Consider the following 18,905-nt stretch of genomic DNA (forward strand, 5'->3'; position numbering starts at 1 on the left):
TGCCCTCCCCTTAGCGATAGGTGACTTTTCTCACCGCCTCGACGACCTCGGCGGCGGTGATCAGCGCGTGTTTCTCAAGGTTCGCGGCATAGGGCATGGGCACGTCCTTGCCGGTGCAGTTGATCACCGGCGCGTCGAGCCAGTCGAAGGCGTTTTCCATGATATGGGCCGAGAGGTGGTTGCCGATCGAGGCGACCGGGAAGCCCTCTTCCACCGTCACGCAGCGGTTGGTGCGCTTGACCGATTCGATAACCGTGCCGTAGTCGAGCGGGCGCAGGGTGCGCAGGTCGATCACCTCGGCCTCGATGCCGTCGGCGGCCAGCTTCTCGGCCGCCTCCAGCGCATGGACCATGCCGATGCCGAAGCTGACCAGCGTCACGTCGCGGCCGGGGCGCACGATCTTGGCCTTGCCGAAGGGGATGGTGAAATCCTGCAGGTCCGGCACCTCGAAGCTGCGGCCGTAGAGGATCTCGTTTTCCAGAAAGATCACCGGGTTCGGGTCGCGGATCGCGGTCTTGAGCAGGCCCTTGGCGTCGGCGGCCGAATAGGGCATCACCACCTTGAGGCCGGGGATCTGCGCATACCAGGCGGCATAGTCCTGGCTGTGCTGGGCCGCCACGCGGGCGGCGGCGCCGTTCGGGCCGCGGAAGACGATCGGGCAGCCCATCTGGCCGCCGGACATGTAAAGCGTCTTGGCGGCCGAGTTGATGATATGGTCGATCGCCTGCATGGCGAAGTTGAAGGTCATGAACTCGACGATGGGACGCAGCCCGGCCAGCGCCGCGCCGGTGCCGATGCCGGCGAAGCCGATTTCCGAGATCGGCGTATCGACCACGCGGCGGGGTCCGAACTTGTCCAGCAGGCCCTGGCTGATCTTGTAGGCGCCCTGGTATTCGCCGACTTCCTCGCCCATCAGGAAGACGGTCTCGTCGCCGGACATTTCCTCTTCCATGGCCTCGCGCAGGGCTTCGCGCACGGTCATGGTCTTCATCGGCGTGCCTTCCGGCCAGTCGGGCGACTGGTCCGCGACCGGGGCCGGCGCGGGGGCCGCGGCCTGCGCGGGGGCGGCCGGAGCCTCGGCCCTGGCCTCGGCGGGCGCGGGCTCGGCCTTGGGCGCGGGGGCGGCATCGACGGATTCGCCTTCCTCGACCAGGACGGCGATGGGGGTGTTCACCTTGACCCCCTGGGTGCCCTCGGCGATCAGCAGCTTGCCGAGGATGCCTTCGTCGACCGCCTCGAATTCCATCGTGGCCTTGTCGGTCTCGATCTCGGCGATGATGTCGCCGGATTTCACGCTATCGCCTTCCTTGACCAGCCATTTGGCCAGCGTGCCTTCCTCCATGGTCGGCGACAGGGCGGGCATCAGGATTTCGGTTGCCATGGTTCCCTCCCCTCAGGCGTTCTGTTCCGCGCCGCCCTGCGGCACGTCCTGGGCGTAGATGTCGGTCCAGAGCTCCTCCAGCGGCGGCTCGGGGCTTTCCTTGGCGAACTCGGCGGAATCGTTCACGATGTCCTTGATCTCCTTGTCGATGGCCTTGAGGTCGTCCTCGGAGGCATGCTGGCCTTGCAGCAGCAGTTCGCGCACATGTTCGATGGCGTCGCGTTCGTCGCGCATCTTCTGCACTTCCTCGCGGGTGCGGTATTTCGCCGGGTCGGACATCGAATGGCCGCGATAGCGATAGGTCATGACTTCCAGGATGTAGGGCCCCTTGCCGGCGCGGCAATGCGCCACCGCCTTTTCGCCCGCGGCCCGGACCGCCAGCACGTCCATGCCGTCCACCTGTTCGCCCTTGATGCCGAAGGCTTCGCCGCGGCCGTAGAGCGTGGTCGACTTGGTCGAGCGCTTCATCGAGGTGCCCATGGCATATTGGTTGTTCTCGATGACGAAGACGACGGGCAGGCTCCACAGCTCGGCCATGTTGTAGGTCTCGTAGACCTGGCCCTGGTTCGAGGCGCCGTCGCCGAAATAGACGAAGGTGACGTTGTCGTTGCCCAGATACTTGTCGGCGAAGGCCAGGCCCGCGCCCAGCGGCACCTGTGCCGCGACGATGCCATGGCCGCCGTAGAAATGCTTTTCGCGGCTGAACATGTGCATCGAGCCGCCCTTGCCCTTGGAATAGCCGCCGATGCGGCCGGTCAGCTCGGCCATCACGCCGCGGGCTTCCATGCCGCAGGCCAGCATGTGGCCGTGGTCGCGGTAGGAGGTGATGCGCTTGTCGCCTTCCTTCGCCGCGGCCTCGAGGCCGACGACGACGGCTTCCTGGCCGATGTAGAGGTGGCAGAAGCCGCCGATCAGGCCCATGCCGTAAAGCTGGCCGGCCTTTTCCTCGAATCGCCGGATCAGCAGCATGTCGCGGTAGTATTTGAGCAGCTCATCCTTGGACACGTTGGGCGTGCTTTGCTTGGCTGCGGGCTTTCTGACCATGGGCCTCCTCCTCGGGGCGGGGATAGTTCAGCGTTAAACTAATTCTAGGCGAAGCTTTCGGGGGAAGTAAACCGGCGTTGTGCATCCGTCCAGAGGGCAGATGCGGAAAGCCGCTTGCCCCAGCCGTCGCCGGTCGCGCCGGTGGCGCGGCCGCAGGGGTATTTGGACAACGGAGAAACCGGAGGTCGGGGCCCTGGGGGGCCGTCAGCGGATGATGATCTCGTCGGCGCGCACCAGGCCCAACACGTCGCGGGCGCGTTCGTCCAGCAGGTCGATGTCGAGGTATTCGTCCGACAGCCGCCGCGCCAGGTTGCGCATCCGGTCCACCTCGGCCTGCAGCTTGTCGCGCTGCTGGACCAGTTCCTGCGTTTCGGCCTGCAGCTGCACCCGGCGCAGGATGCCCGAGGGGCCCTGCACCGCCGCATAGGCGAAATAGACGCCTAGGAGGATCATCACGACGAAGAAGATGATGGCGCTGATCGACAGGCGCTGGGTCATGCTTGGGCCATGGGGCTGCTCGTTGGGCTGCTCGTTCTTTTGGCCGGATCATGCCACAGGCGGCCCGTCGGGGGAATCCCCTAAGCGCCGCGCAGGATGTCGTCCAGCACCAGCGCCATGACGCGGGCGGAATCCTGCATGTCCTGCACGCCCACCCATTCGTCGGGCTGATGCGCCAGGTCCAGCACGCCCGGCCCGTAGGCGATGCAATTCTGCAGCTTGCCGATGCGGTCGATGTGCTTCTGGTCGTAGGTGCCGGGGCTGACGACATAGCCCGCCTCGCGGCCCAGCACCCGCCGGATGGCGGCGGCGGTCGAGCGCACCACCGGCGCCTCGCGGTCGGTCATGCTGGGGACCACCTCGAAGAGGTCGCGGATCTCGTAGGTGAAACCGGGGCGCGCCGCCTTGACCTTTTCCAGCAGCGCCGTGACCTCGCGCTTGACCTCGGACAGTTCCTCTTCGATCAGGAAGCGGCGGTCGATGGTGATGCGGCAGCGGTCGGCGACGCAGGGCGCGGGCAGGCCGGTGAAATCCGGGCCGAGATCCGGCTCGCCGCCATGGATCGAGTTGATGTTCAGCGTCGAGTTCCGCGCCCCTTCGGGGATCACCGGCATCTCGGTGCGCTTGGTCATCAGCAGCGGGAACAGCGTGCGCTCCATTTCCTCCAGCACCGCGCCCATGTGGCGGATGGCGCTGTCGCCCAGGAAGGGCATCGAGCCGTGGGCGATGCGGCCATGCGTCTCGATCTCGGCCCACCAGACGCCGCGATGGCCCAGGCAGATGCGGTCCTTGTGCAGCGGCTCGGGGATGATGACATGGCCGACATGGGCGAAGGCGCCCTGTTCTGCCAGGTAGGCCACGCCGCCGAAGCCGCCCGATTCCTCGTCCGCGGTGGCGCTGATCTCGATCTGGCCGGGATGGTCGGGGTAGAGCGCCACGAAGGCCTCCGCGGCGATGATGCTGGAGGCCAAGCCCCCCTTCATGTCGCAGGCGCCGCGGCCGTAGATGCGGCCGCCGTCCAGTTCCGCGGCGAAGGGATCGCGGCTCCAGCCGTGGCCGACCTCGACCACGTCGTGATGGCTGTTGAAATGCACGCATTCGCCGGGCGGGCCGCCGCGGTGGCGGGCGACCAGGTTCCAGCGCGGAAAGGCCTCGCTGTCGCCGGGCGCGCCATGGGCGCGGATCAGTTCGCAGGCCCAGCCCTGGGGCGCCAGCCGCGCCTGCAGGTATTCGCAGATCTCGCGATAGTTGCGGCCCGGCGGGTTCAGCGTCGGGATGCGGATCAGATCCTGGGTCAGGCGGACCAGGTCGTCGCGGCGGTTTTCGATCTCGAGGGCAAGGGCGTCCATGGCGCAAGGCTAGGCCGGGCGCGGCGGCGCGGCAATGGGGTCATTGACAGTCGCGGCGCGCCGGCCTTCCATGGGGCTGGCTTTTCGCAACCAGGGTCTGCCCGATGATCGCCTTTCTTCGCCTGATCGGCATGGTCCTGCTCGTCGAGCTGGTCTTTTACCTGCTCATCGGAACCTATATCCGCAGCCTGCGCCGCGAGGAGCTTGAAAAGGAATGGGATCGCCGCCATCCCGAGCGCGCGGGCCCGTCCCCGGAACGCGCCGAGTTCGTGCGGCGTTCGATGGTGGGCTTCAGCAAGACCCTGCGGGGGCGGCTTGCCCTGCTGGTGCTGGTCCTGCCGGTGGTCGCGATCATCGTGATCATCGTGATCGTGAACTACTATTGAGGGGGCGCCGATGCGCTGGTTCCTGACCGTCCTTGGGGTGATCTTCGGGATCGTGGTCTTTCTGTTTCTGGACTACACGCTGCCCTCGAAGCAGACGGTCCGCATCACCAACACCTACAACCGGCTGACCGACATCGGCGCCAATGCGTTCTTCTATGCCTCGCCCGATACCGGCACGGTGCAGAACGCCCAAGGCCAGCGCGACGTGCGCTTCATCGACACGGTGCGCCCGAACGGCAAGCCCCATGTCTATCGCAACGAGGATACCGGCTGGATCTGGCCGCCCTATTTCAAATACGACAGCTCGAACCTGCATGCGCAGGCGACCGACCTGCGCTCGACCGCGGCGAGCCCGGAATGGGTCAGCGTGACCTCATACGGCTGGCGCATCGCCTGGCTCTCGGTCTATCCCAACGCCATCTCGATCAAGCCGGTGGCGGGGCCCGAGGTGAAGCCCTTCAACTGGGCGGCACAGATCATCCTGCTGATCCTGGGGGCGCTGCTGTTCCTGCTTTGGCGGATGTGGAACCAGTTCCGCGAGCGCACCATCGACCCGGCCGTGCGTTCGGCGGACGAGGCATGGGACCGGCTCGACGCCCGCGCCGACGCGGCGCGCGACCGGGCACGCGGGCGGATGCGGCGCTGGTGGGACGGGCTGCGGGGGCGCTGAGCGATGGAGCGCAAGAACCCCGGCACCGATTTTCGCCTCGACTGGTTCGAGAACATCCAGGTCAACACCCCGGCGGCCGAGCGCCGCGCCGCGAGCCTGACCGCGCGCCGCAGCCTGAAAAAGGAATGGCAGGCGGCCTGGCTTCTGAATGCGGTGCGCTGCATCGACCTGACCACGCTGGCGGGCGACGATACGCCCGACCGCGTGGCGCGGCTTTGCGCCAAGGCGCGCCAGCCGGTCGATGCCGGCCAGTTGGCGGCGCTGGGGGTCGATCACCTGACCACCGGCTCGGTCTGCGTCTATCCGACCATGGTGGCGGCGGCGAAACGGGCGCTGCGGGGCAGCGCGATCCCCGTCGCCTCGGTCGCGACCGGCTTTCCCGCCGGGCTGATGCCGCTCGACCTGCGGCTGGCCGAGATCCGCTATGCGCTGGACCAGGGCGCGGACGAGATCGACATCGTGATTTCCCGCGCGCTGGTGCTGCGCGGCGAATGGGCGGCGCTTTACGACGAGATTTGCGAGATGCGCGAGGCTTGCGGCGCGGCCCGGATGAAGGCGATCCTGGCGACGGGCGAGCTGAAGACCCTGACCAATGTCGCCAGGGCCAGCCATGTCGCCATGCAGGCCGGCGCCGATTTCATCAAGACCTCGACCGGGAAGGAGCCGGTGAACGCCACGCTGCCGGTGTCGCTGGTCATGCTGCGGGCGATCCGCGACTATCGCGACCGGACCGGCTTCGCCGTCGGCTTCAAGCCGGCGGGCGGGCTGAAGACGGCCAAGGACGCGCTGAACTGGCAGGTGCTGATGGCCGAGGAGCTGGGCCGCGACTGGCTGGACCCGAGCCTTTTCCGCATCGGTGCCAGTTCGCTGCTCTCCGACATCGAGCGGCAGGTTTCCCATCACGTCACCGGGCGCTATGCAGCCGCCCATCGTCTGGCCGCGGGGTGATGATGCCGAAGGTAAGCGAGATCATGGAAAGCATGGAATACGGTCCCGCGCCCGAGGACGCCTCGGCCGTCCGCGATTGGTTGCGCGAACGCGGCAGCTTCGGCCATTTCATTGCCGGGCGGTTCACCAGGCCGGGCGAGACCTTCGCCAGCCGCGATCCCTCGAGTGGCGAGGAACTGGCGCAGGTCACGCAGGGCACCGCCCGCGACATCGCCAAGGCGGTGCGCGCCGCCCGTCGGGCGCAGCGCAGCTGGGGCGCCATGCCGGGGCACGACCGGGCGCGCTTTCTCTATGCCATCGCCCGCACCATCCAGAAGCGCGAGCGTTTCCTTGCGGTGCTGGAGAGCCTGGACAACGGCAAGCCGATCCGCGAAAGCCGCGACATCGACGTGCCGCTGGTGGTGCGGCATTTCTACCACCATGCCGGCTGGGCCGAACTGGCCGAGACCGAGTTTCCCGGCCATGCCGCCTTGGGCGTCTGCGGCCAGATCATCCCCTGGAACTTTCCGCTGCTGATGCTGGCCTGGAAGGTGGCGCCGGCCCTGGCCGCCGGCAATTGCGTGGTGCTGAAGCCTGCCGAATACACGCCGCTGACCGCGCTGGCATTCGCCGAGATCTGCGCCCATGTCGGCCTGCCCGCCGGGGTGGTGAACATCGTCACCGGCGATGGCGAGACCGGCGCGGCGCTGGTTCAGGCCCCGGTGGACAAGATCGCCTTCACCGGCTCGACCGAGGTCGGGCGCGGCATCGCCCGTGCCACCGCCGGCTCGGGCAAGCGGCTGACGCTGGAACTGGGCGGCAAATCGCCTTTCGTGGTCATGGAGGACGCCGACCTGGACGCCGCGGTCGAGGGCGTGGTCGAAGGGGTCTGGTTCAACCAGGGCGAGGTCTGCTGCGCCGGCTCGCGCATCCTGGTCGCCGAATCGGTCGCCGCGCGGTTCGAGACGCTGTTGCGGGCGCGGATGGGCAAGCTGCGGCTGGGCGCGCCGCTCGACAAGTCCACCGATGTCGGCGCCATCGTCGATCCGGTGCAAAAGGACCGCATCCTGCGCATCCTGGACCGCGCGACCGCCGCCGGGGCGGAACTGGTCGGCGGCGCCGCGGCGCCGGGCTGCTTCATCGCGCCGGGCTATCTGCGCAACATCGCCCCCGCCAATCCCGGCATGGTCGAGGAGATCTTCGGCCCCATCGCCACGCTCTCGACCTTCCGCACCCCGGACGAGGCGGCGGATCTGGCCAACAATACCCGCTATGGGCTGGCGGCCTCGGTCTGGTCGGAAAGCGCGACTGTGGCCACCGACATGGCGGCGCGGATCAAGGCGGGCGTGGTCTGGGTGAATTGCGCCAACCTTTTCGACGCCGCCGCGCCCTTTGGCGGCCTGCGCGATTCGGGCTATGGCCGCGAGGGCGGGCGCGAGGGGATGCTGGACTATCTCGCCGCCCCGGTCGCCGCGCAGCGCGACCCGGCGCCGTCGGAAATCGCCCCGGCCGAGGCGCCCGAGATCGACCGCACGGTCAAGCTTTACATCGGCGGCGCGCAGAAGCGCCCCGACGGCGGCGCCAGCTATGCGGCGCAGGACGAACTGGTGCCCCTGGGCAACCGCAAGGACATCCGCAACGCGGTCGAGGCGGCGCAAGGGGCCTTGGCGAAATGGCAGGGTCTGGGCGGCCACGGCCGCGCGCAGGTGCTGTATTTCCTGGCCGAGAACCTGGCGCAGCGCCGCGCCGAATTCGCCGGCTATGCCAGCCCGGCCGAAGTCGATGCGGCGATCCGCCGCTGCTTCTTCTATGCCGGTTTCGCCGACAAATACGACGGCGCCACGGTTTCGGCCAAGCCCGGCCACCTGTGCCACGTCCAGCCCGAGCCGCATGGCGTCATGGGGCTGGTCGCACCCACGGCCGCGCCGCTGGCGGGCTTCATGGCGCTGGTGCTGCCGGCCATCGCCATGGGCAATGCGGTGGTGGCGATCCCGTCGCAGGACCGACCGATGGCGGCGCTGACGCTGGCGCAGGTGCTGGCCTGTTCGGACGTGCCGGGCGGCGTGGTCAATATCGTCACCGGCCCGCGCGACGAACTGGCGCGGGCGCTGGCCGGCCATGACGGCGTCTCGGCGATCTGGCATGCCGGCCAGGGCGAGGGGCTGGCCGAGGTGCAGCGCGCCGCGGCCGAGACCCTGATCCCGGTCTGGACCCCGGCGCCGCGCGACTGGAGCGATCCGCAGGCGCAGGGCCGCGAGTTCCTGCGCGCCGCCAGTCGGACCAAGACCGTCTGGCTTCCCTATGGCGCGCTTCCCGCCGGCACCGGCAGCGCGGCCTATTAGCAGGCTGCTGAAAAAAGATTTTGAGAGGGCGGCGCAGCGGAAATCGTTCTGGATCCAGCTAATATCGGCCCGAAAATGGGGTGTTTTCGGCAAATTTGAGGCGGATTTCCTGGTTCCCCGCCCGCGCTGTCCTGTCGCAAGGACTTTTTCAGCAGCCTGTTAGTTCATCGACTGCGGTGGGCGGATGGCGTTGTCATCCGCCCGCCCAGCGGACAAACTCGGGCGGTCCCAGCATCGGAATCGCCCATGTATATCCCGCCGCATTTCCACGAGATCGACCCGCAGGAGATCGCTGCGCTCATCGAGGCGGCGCCCCTGGCCTGCATCGTGGCGCAGACCGCCGAGGGGCTGGTCGCCAACCACGTCCCGCTGCTGGCCGGTCCCGACGGCACGCTGATCGGCCATGTGGCGCTGGCCAACGACATGCACCGGCTGATCGCCGAGGGCCAGGAGGTGCTGGCGATCTTTCGCGGCGAGGACGGCTATGTCTCGCCCAATTTCTACCCGACCAAGCCCGAGCACCATCGCCACGTCCCGACCTGGAACTACCAGGTGGTCCATGTCCATGGCGGCATTGCCTTCCAGCATGACGAGCGCGCCAAGCGCGCGGCGGTCGGCCTGCTGACCCGCAGCCACGAGCGGCGGCTGAACGGCGCCGATGCTTGGCGCATGGCCGATGCGCCGGCCGATTACATGCAGCAGATGCTGGCCGGCATCGTCGCCTTTCGCATCGAGATCCGCCGGACGCTGGCAAAGTCCAAGCTGAGCCAGAACCGCGAGGCGCGCGATTACCAGGGCGCCATCGCAGGGCTGAGGGCCAGCGGGCACGCGGCGATGGCCGAAACGATGGCAAGGCGGCGGCCGGGGGATGCCTAGCCGCTGAGCCTCGATAACGGCGGCCGGGACAGGCGCGACAAGCGGCTGGACGGCGGGATTTGAACGGTGCGGCGCGCTGGTCCGCGCCTGCGCCATTGCCGGAGAACGAGGGCTTCGATCCCTCGGCGGGTCGATCGGTTGCGTTGCAACGGCTATCCCCGGCCTTCCGTGGCATCCTGCGCCGGCGAAGCGCAAAGATCACGGCATTCGCCGACGAACACCACGCGCTTTGCGGCGGCGTTCTTTCCCTGCCACGGGCCGCCCTCATGGTCCTGGCGCCGAAACCTCGGCTCGCCGCAGGGCTGCGACTCCGGTTCGGAGGCGGCGTGCTGCGGATCGGTTCCACCGAACCTGCCTTTGGTTCGAGGGCTGGCAAACCTTGCGAGGGGATCGCGAAAGGATATTCGCCCGCCGACCGGAAAATCCCACCATGGGATCGCGGAGGCCATTTGTTCGCAGGCCGGCAAGCCTTGCCGGGGGTGGCAAAGGACATTCATCCGAAGGCCGACAAGCCCCGCCATGGGATCGCAAGGAACAGTCGCCAGCAGGCTGGCAAATCTCATGAGGGGAACGCAAAGGCCAGCGCCCCGCCGCGGCAAGCCCGACCTCGGTCGCGGTGCCGGGTGGCTTGGCCGGTGCCGAGGGCTGCAAGCCTCCAATCCGCCGCCGCACCGTCCGGGTCGAGGGGACGCGGTCCGTGCGGCGCGCGCGGTCGAAAACCGCGGGCAGAGGCGCCCCGCCGCCCGGTCAGGCCAGGCGCAGCCAGCGCAGCTTGGCCTCGGTCGAGGTGCCGGGCGGTTTGGCCGTGCCCCAGGGCTGCAAGCCCGCGATCCGCCGACGCATCGTCCGGGTCGAGGGGACGCGGTCCGGACGGTGCGCGCGGTCGAAAACCGCAGGCAGGGGCGCCCCGCCGCCCGGTCTGGCGAGGCGCAGCCAGCGCAGCTTGGCCTCGGTCGCGGTGCCGGTGGCCTAGCCGGTGCCGAGGGCTGCAAGCCTCCAATCCGCCGAACGCCTGCCGTCCAAGCCGAGGGGACGCGGTCCGGGCGGTGCGCGCGGTCGAAAACCGCAGGCAGAGGCGCCCCGCCGCTCGGTCAGGCCAAGCGCAGCCAGCGCAGCTTGGCCTCGGTCGCGGTGCCGGGTGGCTTGGCCCGTGCCGAGGGCTGCAAGCCCGCGATCCGCCGACGCATCGTCCGGGTCGAGGGGACGCGGTCCGGACGGTGCACGCGGCCGAAAACCGCAGGCAGACGCGCGCCGCCGCTCGGTCAGGCCAGGCGCAGCCAGCGCAGCCCGGCTTCGGTCGAGGTGCGGGGGGTGTATTCGGCGCTCACCCAGCCGCCATAGCCCGAGGCGTCGATGGCGCGGAACAGTTCGGCGAAGTCGATGTCGCCCTGCCGCGGCTCGTGCCGGCTGGGCCAGTCCGAGATCTGGATGTGCCGCACCCGGCGGGCATGGCGCTGCCAAACGGTCAGCGCATCGCGATGGATCATCTGCGCATGATAGACGTCGAATTGCAGGCCCAGGTTCGGGGCCCCGACCTCGTCCAGGATCTCGGCCGCCAGTTCGAAACTGTCGAGGAAATAGCCCGGCATGTCGTTGCGGTTCATCGGCTCGATGGTCAGGCTGGCGCGGGCGTCGCGGGCGCAGGCCCATTTCAGGTTCTCGACGAAGGTGCGCCGCGCCAGCCCGCCCTGGGCCTTGCCGGCCATCACATGCAGATGCTTGACCCCCAGCGCCCGGCCGAAGCGCAGGGCACGGTCGAAATCGCCGCGAAAGCGCGATTCGTTGCCCGGCTCGGCGGCAAAGCCGCGCGGGCCGCCGGCCCAGTTCGGCGGCGGCGTGTTCATCAGCACGAACTCCACCCCCGCCGCCTGCGCGGCCTGGGCCAGTTCCTTGACCGCGAGGTCATAGGGAAACAGGATTTCCACCCCGCGAAAGCCCGCGCGCTTTGCGGCGGCGAAGCGCTGCAGCATGGGCATTTCGGTGAACAGATAGGTCAGGTTGGCGGCGAATCGCGCCATGGTCAGGGCTCCAGGGGAAAGACCGTCCCTCCCGAGTGCAATTCCATACGCCCGTTTTCGCCGGGCATAGCCGCATCGGCCAGTCGGTAGAATGTCTTGCGGTCGATCAGTGCCCAAAGACCGCGGCGGATATGGACATAGGGCCGCGGCTCCTCCGGCGTCCCGCGCATTTCTATCGCATGCTCGGGGCCGGCGCTGACCCGGTCGCCCACATTGGTGGTGAAGACGATGTCTTCGCCGATTTCGGCATCGACGGCGATGAAGGGCGCGTCGACCACGCGGATGCCGACCTTTTCGACCGGGGTGACGAGGAAATAGCCATCCCCCTCGCGCTTCAGGATCGAGGCGAAAAGCCGCACCATTTCCGGCCGGCCGATGGGCGTGCCGTTGTAGAACCAGCTGCCGTCGGCGCGGATCTCCATGTCCAGGTCGCCGCAGAAGGGCGGGTTCCACAGATGCACCGGCGGCGGCCCCTTTTTCGAGGCGCGGCTGGCCGAGGCGGCGATTCCGGCCGCATCGCTCACGGCATTGTCAGTCTTTTCCTCCATTCCCTGTGGACCCCGTCACACCTGCCTTTATGTTGTCCTAGAACAGAAACGGGGCATTGTCATGGCCGAGAATGAGAAACTGGTTTCCGAAGTCCTGACGCTGACCGACCGCCTGGCCCAGGCCCGCGCCAGCGTCGAGCATCGCTTCGTCGGCCAGCATGCCGTGGTCGAGCAGGTTCTGGCGGCGATCCTGTCGGGCGGCCATGCCCTGCTGGTCGGCCAGCCGGGGCTGGGCAAGACCATGCTGGTCGATACGCTGGCCACCGTGCTGGGGCTCGACTCGGCGCGCATCCAGTTCACCCCCGACCTGATGCCGGCCGACATCCTGGGCTCCGAGGTGCTGGACATCCGGCCCGACGGCACCCGCGCCTTCCGCTTCATCGAGGGGCCGGTCTTCACCCGGCTGCTGATGGCCGACGAGATCAACCGCGCCAGCCCGCGCACGCAATCGGCGCTGCTGCAGGCCATGCAGGAGGGCGAGGTCACCATCGGCGGCGAGCATCGCCCGCTGGGCCGGCCCTTCCACGTGCTGGCCACCCAGAACCCGATCGAGCAGGAGGGCACCTATCCGCTGCCCGAGGCGCAGCTCGACCGTTTCCTGTTGCAGATCGACGTGGACTATCCCGACCGCGATACGGAGCGCGCCATCCTGCTGGCGACGACCGGGGTCGAGCAGGGCCGGGCCCATGCCGTCTTCGACGCCGAGGGGCTGGTCGCGGCGCAGGCGCTGATCCGGCGCATGCCGGTGGGCGAGACGGTGCTGGACGCGATCCTGGACCTGGTGCGCGCGGCGCGTCCCGGCGCGCCCGAGGCGCCGGGCTGGATCGCCGACACGCTGGTCTGGGGGCCGGGGCCGCGCGCGGCGCAGGCGCTGACGCTGGTCACGCGGGCGCGGGCGGCGCTGAACGGCCGCTTTGCCCCGACGCTCGACGATGTCGAGGCCATGGCCGCCCCGGTCCTGCGCCACCGCATGGCGCTGAGCTTTGCCGCCCGCGCCCGCGGCGAGACCATCGAGGGCGTGATCGCGCGCCTGCTTGGCGACCGGATGCGGGCGGCGGCGTGAAACCCCAGGCCGATCAGCTGCGCGCCGGCGCCGAGGCTGCCTCGGCCGCCCTGCCTGCGCTGATGCTGTCGGCCGAGCGGCTGGCGGCGGCGCTGGTGCCCGGCGCGCATGGCCAGCGCCGCGCCGGCATGGGCGAGGATTTCTGGCAATACCGTCCGGCCACGGCGGGCGATACGGCGCGCAGCATCGACTGGCGCCGCTCGGCCCGGTCGGATGCGCAGTTCGTGCGCGACCGCGAGGCGCAGGTGGCGCAATCGGCGGCGATCTGGGTCTCGGCCGCGGCGGGCATGGATTACACCGGCAGCGCCGAGCGGCCCAGCAAGCGCGACCGCGCCGACCTGCTGGCGCTGGCGCTGGCCATGGCGCTGCTGGCGGGGGGCGAGCGGGTGGCGCTGGCCGGCCAGCCGCCGCGCCCCGGCCGCCTGCAGGCCGAGCGCATGGCCGAGGCGCTGGTCGCGCGCGCGCCCCTGCCGGGCGACGAGGACGCCCCCCCGGCCGAGGCCCTGCGTCCCGGCCAGCGGGTCATCCTGTTCGACGATTTCCTGGGCGATCCGCAGCCGGTGCTGGACTATCTGGCCCGTGCCGCCGGCCTGGGCGTGCAGGGCGCGCTGCTGCAGGTGCTGGACCCGGACGAAGAGGGCTTTCCCTGGCGGGGGGCGGTGCTGTTCCGCTCGGCCTCGGGGGCCTTGCGCCACGACACGCGCGACGCGGCCGGGCTGCGCGCGGCCTATCTGGCGCGGCTGGCCGAGCGCCGGGCGCAACTGACGGGCGCCGCACGCATGGCGGGCTGGCATTTCGGCACGCATGACACCGGGGCGGCGCCGTCGCAGGCGCTGCTGTGGCTCTGGTCGGTGCTGGAGGGCTGATGCTGCTGATCGGTCCCATCGGCTTCCTGACGCCCTGGATCCTGGCGGCGCTGGCGGCGCTGCCGGTGCTGTGGCTGATCCTGCGCGCCATGCCGCCTTCGCTGAAGCTGGTGCGCTTTCCCGGCACGCGGCTGCTGCTGGGGCTCAAGGATCCGCATCCGGTGGCGCGGCACACGCCCTGGTGGCTGCTTCTGCTGCGGGTGCTGGCGATCGCGGCCCTGATCCTGGGCTTTGCCGGCCCGGTGTGGAAGCCCTCGCCGGATCAGGCCGGGCAGGGGCCCTTGCTGGTGGTGATGGATGCCGGCTGGGCGGCGGCGCCAGACTGGCCGCAGCGCCAGGCCCGCGCCCTGCGCGCGCTGGACCGCGCGGCGGCGGCGGGACAGCCGGCGGCGCTGCTGGTCGCCGACGGCACCGCGACGGGCGCGCTGCCTTTCCTGCCCGCGACCGAGCTTGCGGCGCAGCTGCGCGCCCTGCGTCCCGCGGCATGGGAGACGCGCTATCCCCCCGACCCGCAGGCGGCGCTGGCCGAGGCGCCCGCGGGCCTGTCGGTGCTGTGGCTCAGCGACGGGCTGGACCATCCCGGCCGGGCGGAATGGCTGGCGGCGCTTGCCGGGCGCGGCGGCGTGACCGTGGTGCCGCCCGACGGCCCGCGGCAGTCGCTGGAACTGGTGGCGGGCGACCAGCCGGCGCTGCGGCTGCGCTCGACCGGGGCGGCCGCTGTCGATGTGCTGGCCATCGGCCTCGACCCGCAGGGCACGCCGCGCGAGCTGGCGCGGCTGCGCCCCGGCGAGGGCGGCGGGGCTTCGGCGGATGCGGGCGTGACCAGCTGGCTGGTGCCCATCGACCTGCCCTCGGAATTGCGCAACCGCATCACCCGCTTCGAGGTCGAGGGCCATGGCTCGGCCGGGGCGGTGCTGCTGGCCGACGATTCCCTGCGCCGGCGCAAGGTCGCGCTGGCGGGCGACGACCGCGCCGGCGAGGGCCAGCGGCTGCTTTCGCCGCTGCACTACCTGCGCCGGGCCCTGGCGCCGACCACCGACCTGATCGAGGGGGGGCTGGGCGACGTGCTGCAAGCCTCGCCCGACGTGATCGTGCTGGCCGACCAGTTCGGCCTGGCCGAAGAGCCGGGCCTGCGCGAATGGGTCGAGGGCGGCGGGCTGTTGATCCGCTTTGCCGGGCCGCGCATGGCCGCCTCGGAACGGCTGGCCGAAGAGCCGCTGCTGCCCGTGCGGTTGCGCGCCGGCGGGCGCGACATCGGCGGCGCCCTGGCCTGGGGCGAGCCGCGCAGCGTCGCGCCCTTTGCCGCCGACGGGCCCTTTGCCGGGCTTTCGCTGCCCCAGGACGCCACCGTGCGCGCCCAGCTTTTGGCCGAGCCCGCGCCCGACCTGGGCGATCGCACCATCGCCCAGCTTTCCGATGGCACGCCCTTGGTCACGCGGGCGGCGCTGGGGCAGGGGCAGCTGGTGCTGTTCCACACCACGGCCAACGCGGAATGGTCGAACCTGGCGATCTCGGGCCTGTTCGTCGAGATGCTGGACCGGCTGGTGCGCAGCGCGCGGGTCGGCAGCGCGGCGCCCGAGGCGGATCGCGCCGAACAGCCCTTCTGGCTGCCCGAACTGGTGCTGGACGGCTTCGGCCGCACGACCGAGCCGCAGGATGCCACGCCGGTCGCCGCGGCCGATTTCGCGCGCGGCCCGGCGCCGGGCGCCCCGGCCGGGCTTTATCGCGGCGGCGAGCAGGTGGCGGCGCTGAACGCGGGCGGGCCGATGGCGCCCGCCGACTGGCCCGGCGCCCGCATCGAGCGCGCGGCCGAGGCGCCGGGCCTCGACCTGCGCGGCTGGCTGGTCGCGCTGGCGGCGGTCCTTTTCGCGCTGGATGCGCTTGGCAGCGCCTGGCTGGCGCGCGGCAGGCAGGGGGCGACGGCATGAGGTGGCTTCTGACCCTGGCCGCGCTGATCTGGGCCGGCGCGCTTTGGGCGCAGGACGATCCCGCGGCCCCGCCCGACCCCCATCTGATGCGCGCCGCCGACGAGGTGGCGCTGGCCTATGTGATCACCGGCGATGCCGAGGTCGATGCCGCCTCGGAAGCGGGGCTGCGCGGCCTGTCCCATGTCCTGACCGCCCGCACCACGGTCGAGCCGGGCACGCCCATCGGCATCGACCCCGAACGGGACGACCTGTCGCTGCTGACCTTCCTTTACTGGCCGGTGACCGAGGCGCAGGCCCCGCCCTCGCCCCAGGCCTATGTCCGGCTGAACCATTTCCTGCGCTCGGGCGGGATGATCCTCTTCGACACCCGCGACGGCGACATCGCCGGGCTGGGCGGGCCGGACGGCGGCGCCGCGCTTCAGGGGCTGGCGGCGCCGCTGGACATCCCGCCGCTGGCGCCGATCCCCGCCGATCACGTCATCACCCGCAGCTTCTACCTGCTCAGGGATTTTCCCGGCCGCTACCAGGGCCGCGAGGTCTGGGCCGAGGCGCCCCCCGCCGATGCCCAGGCGGCCGAGGGCGTGCCCTTCCGCAATCTCAACGACGGCGTCTCGCCGGTCATCATCGGCGGCAATGCCTGGGCCGAGGCCTGGGCGATGGATGAGAACGGCCTGCCCATGTTCAGCATCGGCTCGGGCTTCGAGGGCGAGCGGCAGCGCGAGATGGCCTATCGCTTCGGCGTCAACCTGATCATGTATGTGCTGACCGGGAACTACAAATCCGACCAGGTGCATGTGCCCGCCCTGCTGGAGCGGCTGCGGCAGGAGGAGGTCGTGCAATGAGTGGCCTTGCCTTCGATCCGCTGCTGCCCTGGCCCTTGGTCGGCGGGCTTGCGGCGCTGGCGCTGCTGGTGGCGCTGTGGTCGCTGTGGCGCGGCCTGCGCGGCTGGGCCTGGCGCGGCATCGCCGGGCTGGCGGCGGCGGCGGCGCTGGCCGGGCCGGCGCTGGAATCGGGCATCCGCCACAAGCTGTCGGACATCGTGATCCTGCTCGACGACCGCAGCGCCAGCCAGTCCCTGCCGGGCCGGGCCGAACAGACAGACGCCGCCGTCGAGGAACTGACCCGCCAGCTTTCCGCCCTGCCCGATACGGAAATCCGCCGCGTGACCGTGGGCGACGACCCGGACGGCACCCAGGCCGGCACCGCGCTGACCCGCGCGCTGGCGGCCGAGCCGCAGGCCCGGCTGGCCGGGGTGATCGCCGTCACCGACGGGCTGGCCCATGATGCGCCGATGGTCCCGGCCTCGGCCCCGGCGCCGGTGCATGTGCTGCTGACCGGCCAGGCCCAGGACTGGGATCGCCGGCTGGTGATCGAGGAAGCGCCGGCCTACGGGCTGATCGGCAAGCCCGTCACCATCCGCCTGCGCGTCGAGGACCAGGGCGCCGTTCCCGTCGAGGTGGCGCAGACCTCCGCCCGGCTGCGCATCCTGCTGGACGGAGAAGAGATGCGCAGCCTCGACCTGCCGCCGGGGGTGACGCTGGACCTGCCGGTGGTGCCGGAACATGCCGGGCAGAACGTGGTCTCGATCGCTTTCGACCCGCCCGAGGCGGCGGTGCCGGAACTGACCGACCGCAACAATGCGGCCGCCGTGCAGATCCAGGGCGTGCGCGACCGGCTGCGGGTGCTGCTGGTCTCGGGCGCGCCGCACGCGGGGGAACGGACCTGGCGCAACCTGCTGAAATCGGATGCGAACGTGGACCTGATCCACTTCACCATCCTGCGGCCGCCGGACAAGATGGACGCGGTCCCCGTCGAGGAGATGTCGCTGATCGCCTTTCCGACCCAGGAGCTGTTCATGGAGCGGATCCGGGATTTCGACCTGATCATCTTCGACCGCTACCGGGTGCGCGGCATCCTGCTGCCGCAATATTACGACAACATCCGGCGCTATGTCGAAGAGGGCGGCGCGATCCTGGTCTCGGCCGGGCCCGAGATGTCCTCGGTCGAAAGCCTGAACCTGTCGCCGCTGGGCGCGATCCTGCCCGCGCGCCCGACCGGCCGGGTCTATGACGAGCCGTTCCTGCCGCGCCTGACCGACGAGGGCGAGCGCCACCCGGTGACCGCCGGCCTGCAGGGCGCCCCGGTCGAAGGTTCGCAAAGCCATTGGGGCCGCTGGCTGCGCATGTCCCAGGTCATCCCCGATCCGCGCACCCAGGTGGTGCTGAGCGGCGCGCGGGACGAGCCGCTGCTGCTGCTCAGCCGGGTGGGCGAGGGGCGGGTGGCGATGCTGACCTCGGACCAGGTCTGGCTCTGGGGCCGCGGCTTCGAGGGCGGCGGGCCGCAGCTCGAGCTGCTGCGCCGCATCGCGCATTGGTCGATGCAGGAGCCGGAATTGGAAGAAGAGGCGCTGCTAGCCGATGTCGGCGGCGAGCTGACGGTGACGATCACCCGCCGCACCATGAACCCGACCGCCGGCCCGGTGACGATCACCCGCCCCGATGGCCGGACCGAAGAGGTGGCGCTGGCCGAGGCCGGCCCCGGCCGCTTCACCGCGCGCTGGACCGCGCCGGGGCCTGGGCTCTACCGGCTGGCGGATGGCGAGATCAGCCGGGTTCTGGCGCTCGGCCCCGCCGCGCCGCGGGAGTTCGAGGAAACCGTCGCCTCGGGCGCCGTGCTGGGCCCCTTGGCCCAGGCGACGCAGGGCGCGGTGCTGCCGCTTTCCGACGGCATGCCCGGCCTGCGCACGGTGCGCGAGGGACGGCCGGCGCATGGCCAGGGCGTGGGCGGGCCGTGGATCGCCATCACCCCGCGCAATGCGGCCTCGGTCAGCGGCATGACCCATCGCCCGCTGCTGCCCGGCTGGGCCTGGCTTGCGCTGATCGCCGGGCTGGCGCTGGCCGGCTGGCTGGCCGAGGGCCGCGGCCGGCTGCGCGCCCAGGCGGCGGCAGGGGGCTGACGCGCGAAACTTGCCAAGATCGCGCGCCGTTGCTAGGCAAATGAAAACATTCC

16 protein-coding genes are annotated in these 18,905 nt (G+C 70.5%); 10 read left to right on the plus strand and 6 right to left on the minus strand.

Annotated features, from left to right (window positions below; genetic code table 11):
* Nucleotides 1–10: 10 nt before the first annotated feature.
* The 4 genes from E3U26_RS19450 to E3U26_RS19465 all read right to left on the minus strand — a co-directional run bounded on the left by E3U26_RS19450 (nt 11) and on the right by E3U26_RS19465 (nt 4,272).
* Nucleotides 11–1,381, minus strand: a complete 1,371-nt coding sequence (locus tag E3U26_RS19450) for a pyruvate dehydrogenase complex E1 component subunit beta (protein ID WP_499107323.1) — start codon at nt 1,379–1,381, stop codon at nt 11–13.
* Nucleotides 1,382–1,393: 12 nt separating this feature from the next.
* Nucleotides 1,394–2,425, minus strand: coding sequence for a pyruvate dehydrogenase (acetyl-transferring) E1 component subunit alpha (pdhA, locus tag E3U26_RS19455; protein ID WP_036755720.1), 1,032 nt, complete (start codon nt 2,423–2,425; stop codon nt 1,394–1,396).
* Between the two features lie 204 nt (nt 2,426–2,629).
* Nucleotides 2,630–2,923 (minus strand): FtsB family cell division protein, encoded by a 294-nt coding sequence (locus E3U26_RS19460; RefSeq protein ID WP_036755717.1) that lies wholly within the window; start codon nt 2,921–2,923, stop codon nt 2,630–2,632.
* Nucleotides 2,924–3,003: 80 nt separating this feature from the next.
* Nucleotides 3,004–4,272 (minus strand): acetylornithine deacetylase/succinyl-diaminopimelate desuccinylase family protein, encoded by a 1,269-nt coding sequence (locus tag E3U26_RS19465; RefSeq protein WP_499107326.1) that lies wholly within the window; start codon nt 4,270–4,272, stop codon nt 3,004–3,006.
* Between the two features lie 104 nt (nt 4,273–4,376).
* Here E3U26_RS19465 and E3U26_RS19470 point away from each other — a divergent pair, with 104 nt between their 5' ends.
* The 5 genes from E3U26_RS19470 to E3U26_RS19490 all read left to right on the plus strand — a co-directional run bounded on the left by E3U26_RS19470 (nt 4,377) and on the right by E3U26_RS19490 (nt 9,473).
* The gene (locus E3U26_RS19470) at nt 4,377–4,658 is read left to right on the plus strand and encodes a hypothetical protein (RefSeq protein WP_072460842.1); all 282 of its coding nucleotides are present in this window, start codon (nt 4,377–4,379) and stop codon (nt 4,656–4,658) included.
* A 10-nt stretch (nt 4,659–4,668) separates the two neighbouring features.
* The gene (locus tag E3U26_RS19475; RefSeq protein WP_036755708.1) at nt 4,669–5,328 is read left to right on the plus strand and encodes a DUF1523 family protein; all 660 of its coding nucleotides are present in this window, start codon (nt 4,669–4,671) and stop codon (nt 5,326–5,328) included.
* A gap of 3 nt (nt 5,329–5,331) precedes the next feature.
* Entirely contained in the window at nt 5,332–6,276 is a 945-nt protein-coding gene (gene deoC / locus E3U26_RS19480; protein WP_499107329.1) for a 2-deoxyribose-5-phosphate aldolase, read from the plus strand.
* A 2-nt stretch (nt 6,277–6,278) separates the two neighbouring features.
* A complete protein-coding gene (locus E3U26_RS19485) occupies nt 6,279–8,597 on the plus strand; it encodes an aldehyde dehydrogenase family protein (RefSeq protein ID WP_499107512.1) in 2,319 nt (772 codons plus the stop codon).
* 246 nt (nt 8,598–8,843) lie between these two features.
* Nucleotides 8,844–9,473 (plus strand): FMN-binding negative transcriptional regulator, encoded by a 630-nt coding sequence (locus E3U26_RS19490; RefSeq protein ID WP_243785650.1) that lies wholly within the window; start codon nt 8,844–8,846, stop codon nt 9,471–9,473.
* A gap of 1,262 nt (nt 9,474–10,735) precedes the next feature.
* On the opposite strand, the gene E3U26_RS19495 is transcribed toward E3U26_RS19490, so the two are convergent.
* A complete protein-coding gene (locus tag E3U26_RS19495) occupies nt 10,736–11,491 on the minus strand; it encodes a hydroxypyruvate isomerase family protein (RefSeq protein ID WP_036755700.1) in 756 nt (251 codons plus the stop codon).
* Between the two features lie 2 nt (nt 11,492–11,493).
* Nucleotides 11,494–12,039 (minus strand): DUF1285 domain-containing protein, encoded by a 546-nt coding sequence (locus tag E3U26_RS19500; RefSeq protein ID WP_036755697.1) that lies wholly within the window; start codon nt 12,037–12,039, stop codon nt 11,494–11,496.
* Nucleotides 12,040–12,100: 61 nt separating this feature from the next.
* On the opposite strand from E3U26_RS19500, the gene E3U26_RS19505 reads away from it, so the two are divergent.
* The 5 genes from E3U26_RS19505 to E3U26_RS19525 are packed head-to-tail and all read left to right on the plus strand — an operon-like array spanning nt 12,101 to nt 18,852.
* Nucleotides 12,101–13,102 (plus strand): AAA family ATPase, encoded by a 1,002-nt coding sequence (locus tag E3U26_RS19505; protein WP_036755694.1) that lies wholly within the window; start codon nt 12,101–12,103, stop codon nt 13,100–13,102.
* Nucleotides 13,099–13,968 carry a DUF58 domain-containing protein gene (locus E3U26_RS19510; RefSeq protein WP_499107332.1) on the plus strand — a complete coding sequence of 290 codons (870 nt, stop codon included), beginning with the start codon at nt 13,099–13,101 and terminating at the stop codon, nt 13,966–13,968. Before E3U26_RS19505 ends, E3U26_RS19510 begins: the two co-directional genes overlap by 4 nt.
* Entirely contained in the window at nt 13,968–15,896 is a 1,929-nt protein-coding gene (locus E3U26_RS19515) for a BatA domain-containing protein (RefSeq protein WP_499107334.1), read from the plus strand. The genes E3U26_RS19510 and E3U26_RS19515 overlap by 1 nt, the downstream gene beginning before the upstream one ends.
* Complete coding sequence (locus E3U26_RS19520; RefSeq protein ID WP_338117739.1) at nt 15,893–16,738, plus strand: DUF4159 domain-containing protein; 846 nt, start codon at nt 15,893–15,895, stop codon at nt 16,736–16,738. The genes E3U26_RS19515 and E3U26_RS19520 overlap by 4 nt, the downstream gene beginning before the upstream one ends.
* Nucleotides 16,735–18,852 carry a hypothetical protein gene (locus E3U26_RS19525; RefSeq protein ID WP_499107335.1) on the plus strand — a complete coding sequence of 706 codons (2,118 nt, stop codon included), beginning with the start codon at nt 16,735–16,737 and terminating at the stop codon, nt 18,850–18,852. The genes E3U26_RS19520 and E3U26_RS19525 overlap by 4 nt, the downstream gene beginning before the upstream one ends.
* The last annotated feature ends 53 nt before the right edge of the window (nt 18,853–18,905 follow it).

Origin of the sequence: Paracoccus ferrooxidans (genome assembly GCF_029909815.1) — a bacterium.
Taxonomy (GTDB): Bacteria; Pseudomonadota; Alphaproteobacteria; order Rhodobacterales; family Rhodobacteraceae; genus Paracoccus; species Paracoccus versutus.

What these genes read in the sequence shown, in the direction of transcription:
- E3U26_RS19465 (WP_499107326.1), bottom strand. Translation starts at nt 4,272, where the DNA reads ATGGACGCCCTTGCCCTCGAGATCGAAAACCGCCGCGACGACCTGGTC.
- pdhA (WP_036755720.1), bottom strand. Translation starts at nt 2,425, where the DNA reads ATGGTCAGAAAGCCCGCAGCCAAGCAAAGCACGCCCAACGTGTCCAAG.
- E3U26_RS19470 (WP_072460842.1), top strand. Translation starts at nt 4,377, where the DNA reads ATGATCGCCTTTCTTCGCCTGATCGGCATGGTCCTGCTCGTCGAGCTG.
- E3U26_RS19450 (WP_499107323.1), bottom strand. Translation starts at nt 1,381, where the DNA reads ATGGCAACCGAAATCCTGATGCCCGCCCTGTCGCCGACCATGGAGGAA.
- E3U26_RS19475 (WP_036755708.1), top strand. Translation starts at nt 4,669, where the DNA reads ATGCGCTGGTTCCTGACCGTCCTTGGGGTGATCTTCGGGATCGTGGTC.
- E3U26_RS19485 (WP_499107512.1), top strand. Translation starts at nt 6,279, where the DNA reads ATGCCGAAGGTAAGCGAGATCATGGAAAGCATGGAATACGGTCCCGCG.
- E3U26_RS19490 (WP_243785650.1), top strand. Translation starts at nt 8,844, where the DNA reads ATGTATATCCCGCCGCATTTCCACGAGATCGACCCGCAGGAGATCGCT.
- E3U26_RS19460 (WP_036755717.1), bottom strand. Translation starts at nt 2,923, where the DNA reads ATGACCCAGCGCCTGTCGATCAGCGCCATCATCTTCTTCGTCGTGATG.
- E3U26_RS19495 (WP_036755700.1), bottom strand. Translation starts at nt 11,491, where the DNA reads ATGGCGCGATTCGCCGCCAACCTGACCTATCTGTTCACCGAAATGCCC.
- E3U26_RS19525 (WP_499107335.1), top strand. Translation starts at nt 16,735, where the DNA reads ATGAGTGGCCTTGCCTTCGATCCGCTGCTGCCCTGGCCCTTGGTCGGC.
- E3U26_RS19500 (WP_036755697.1), bottom strand. Translation starts at nt 12,039, where the DNA reads ATGGAGGAAAAGACTGACAATGCCGTGAGCGATGCGGCCGGAATCGCC.
- deoC (WP_499107329.1), top strand. Translation starts at nt 5,332, where the DNA reads ATGGAGCGCAAGAACCCCGGCACCGATTTTCGCCTCGACTGGTTCGAG.
- E3U26_RS19505 (WP_036755694.1), top strand. Translation starts at nt 12,101, where the DNA reads ATGGCCGAGAATGAGAAACTGGTTTCCGAAGTCCTGACGCTGACCGAC.
- E3U26_RS19515 (WP_499107334.1), top strand. Translation starts at nt 13,968, where the DNA reads ATGCTGCTGATCGGTCCCATCGGCTTCCTGACGCCCTGGATCCTGGCG.
- E3U26_RS19520 (WP_338117739.1), top strand. Translation starts at nt 15,893, where the DNA reads ATGAGGTGGCTTCTGACCCTGGCCGCGCTGATCTGGGCCGGCGCGCTT.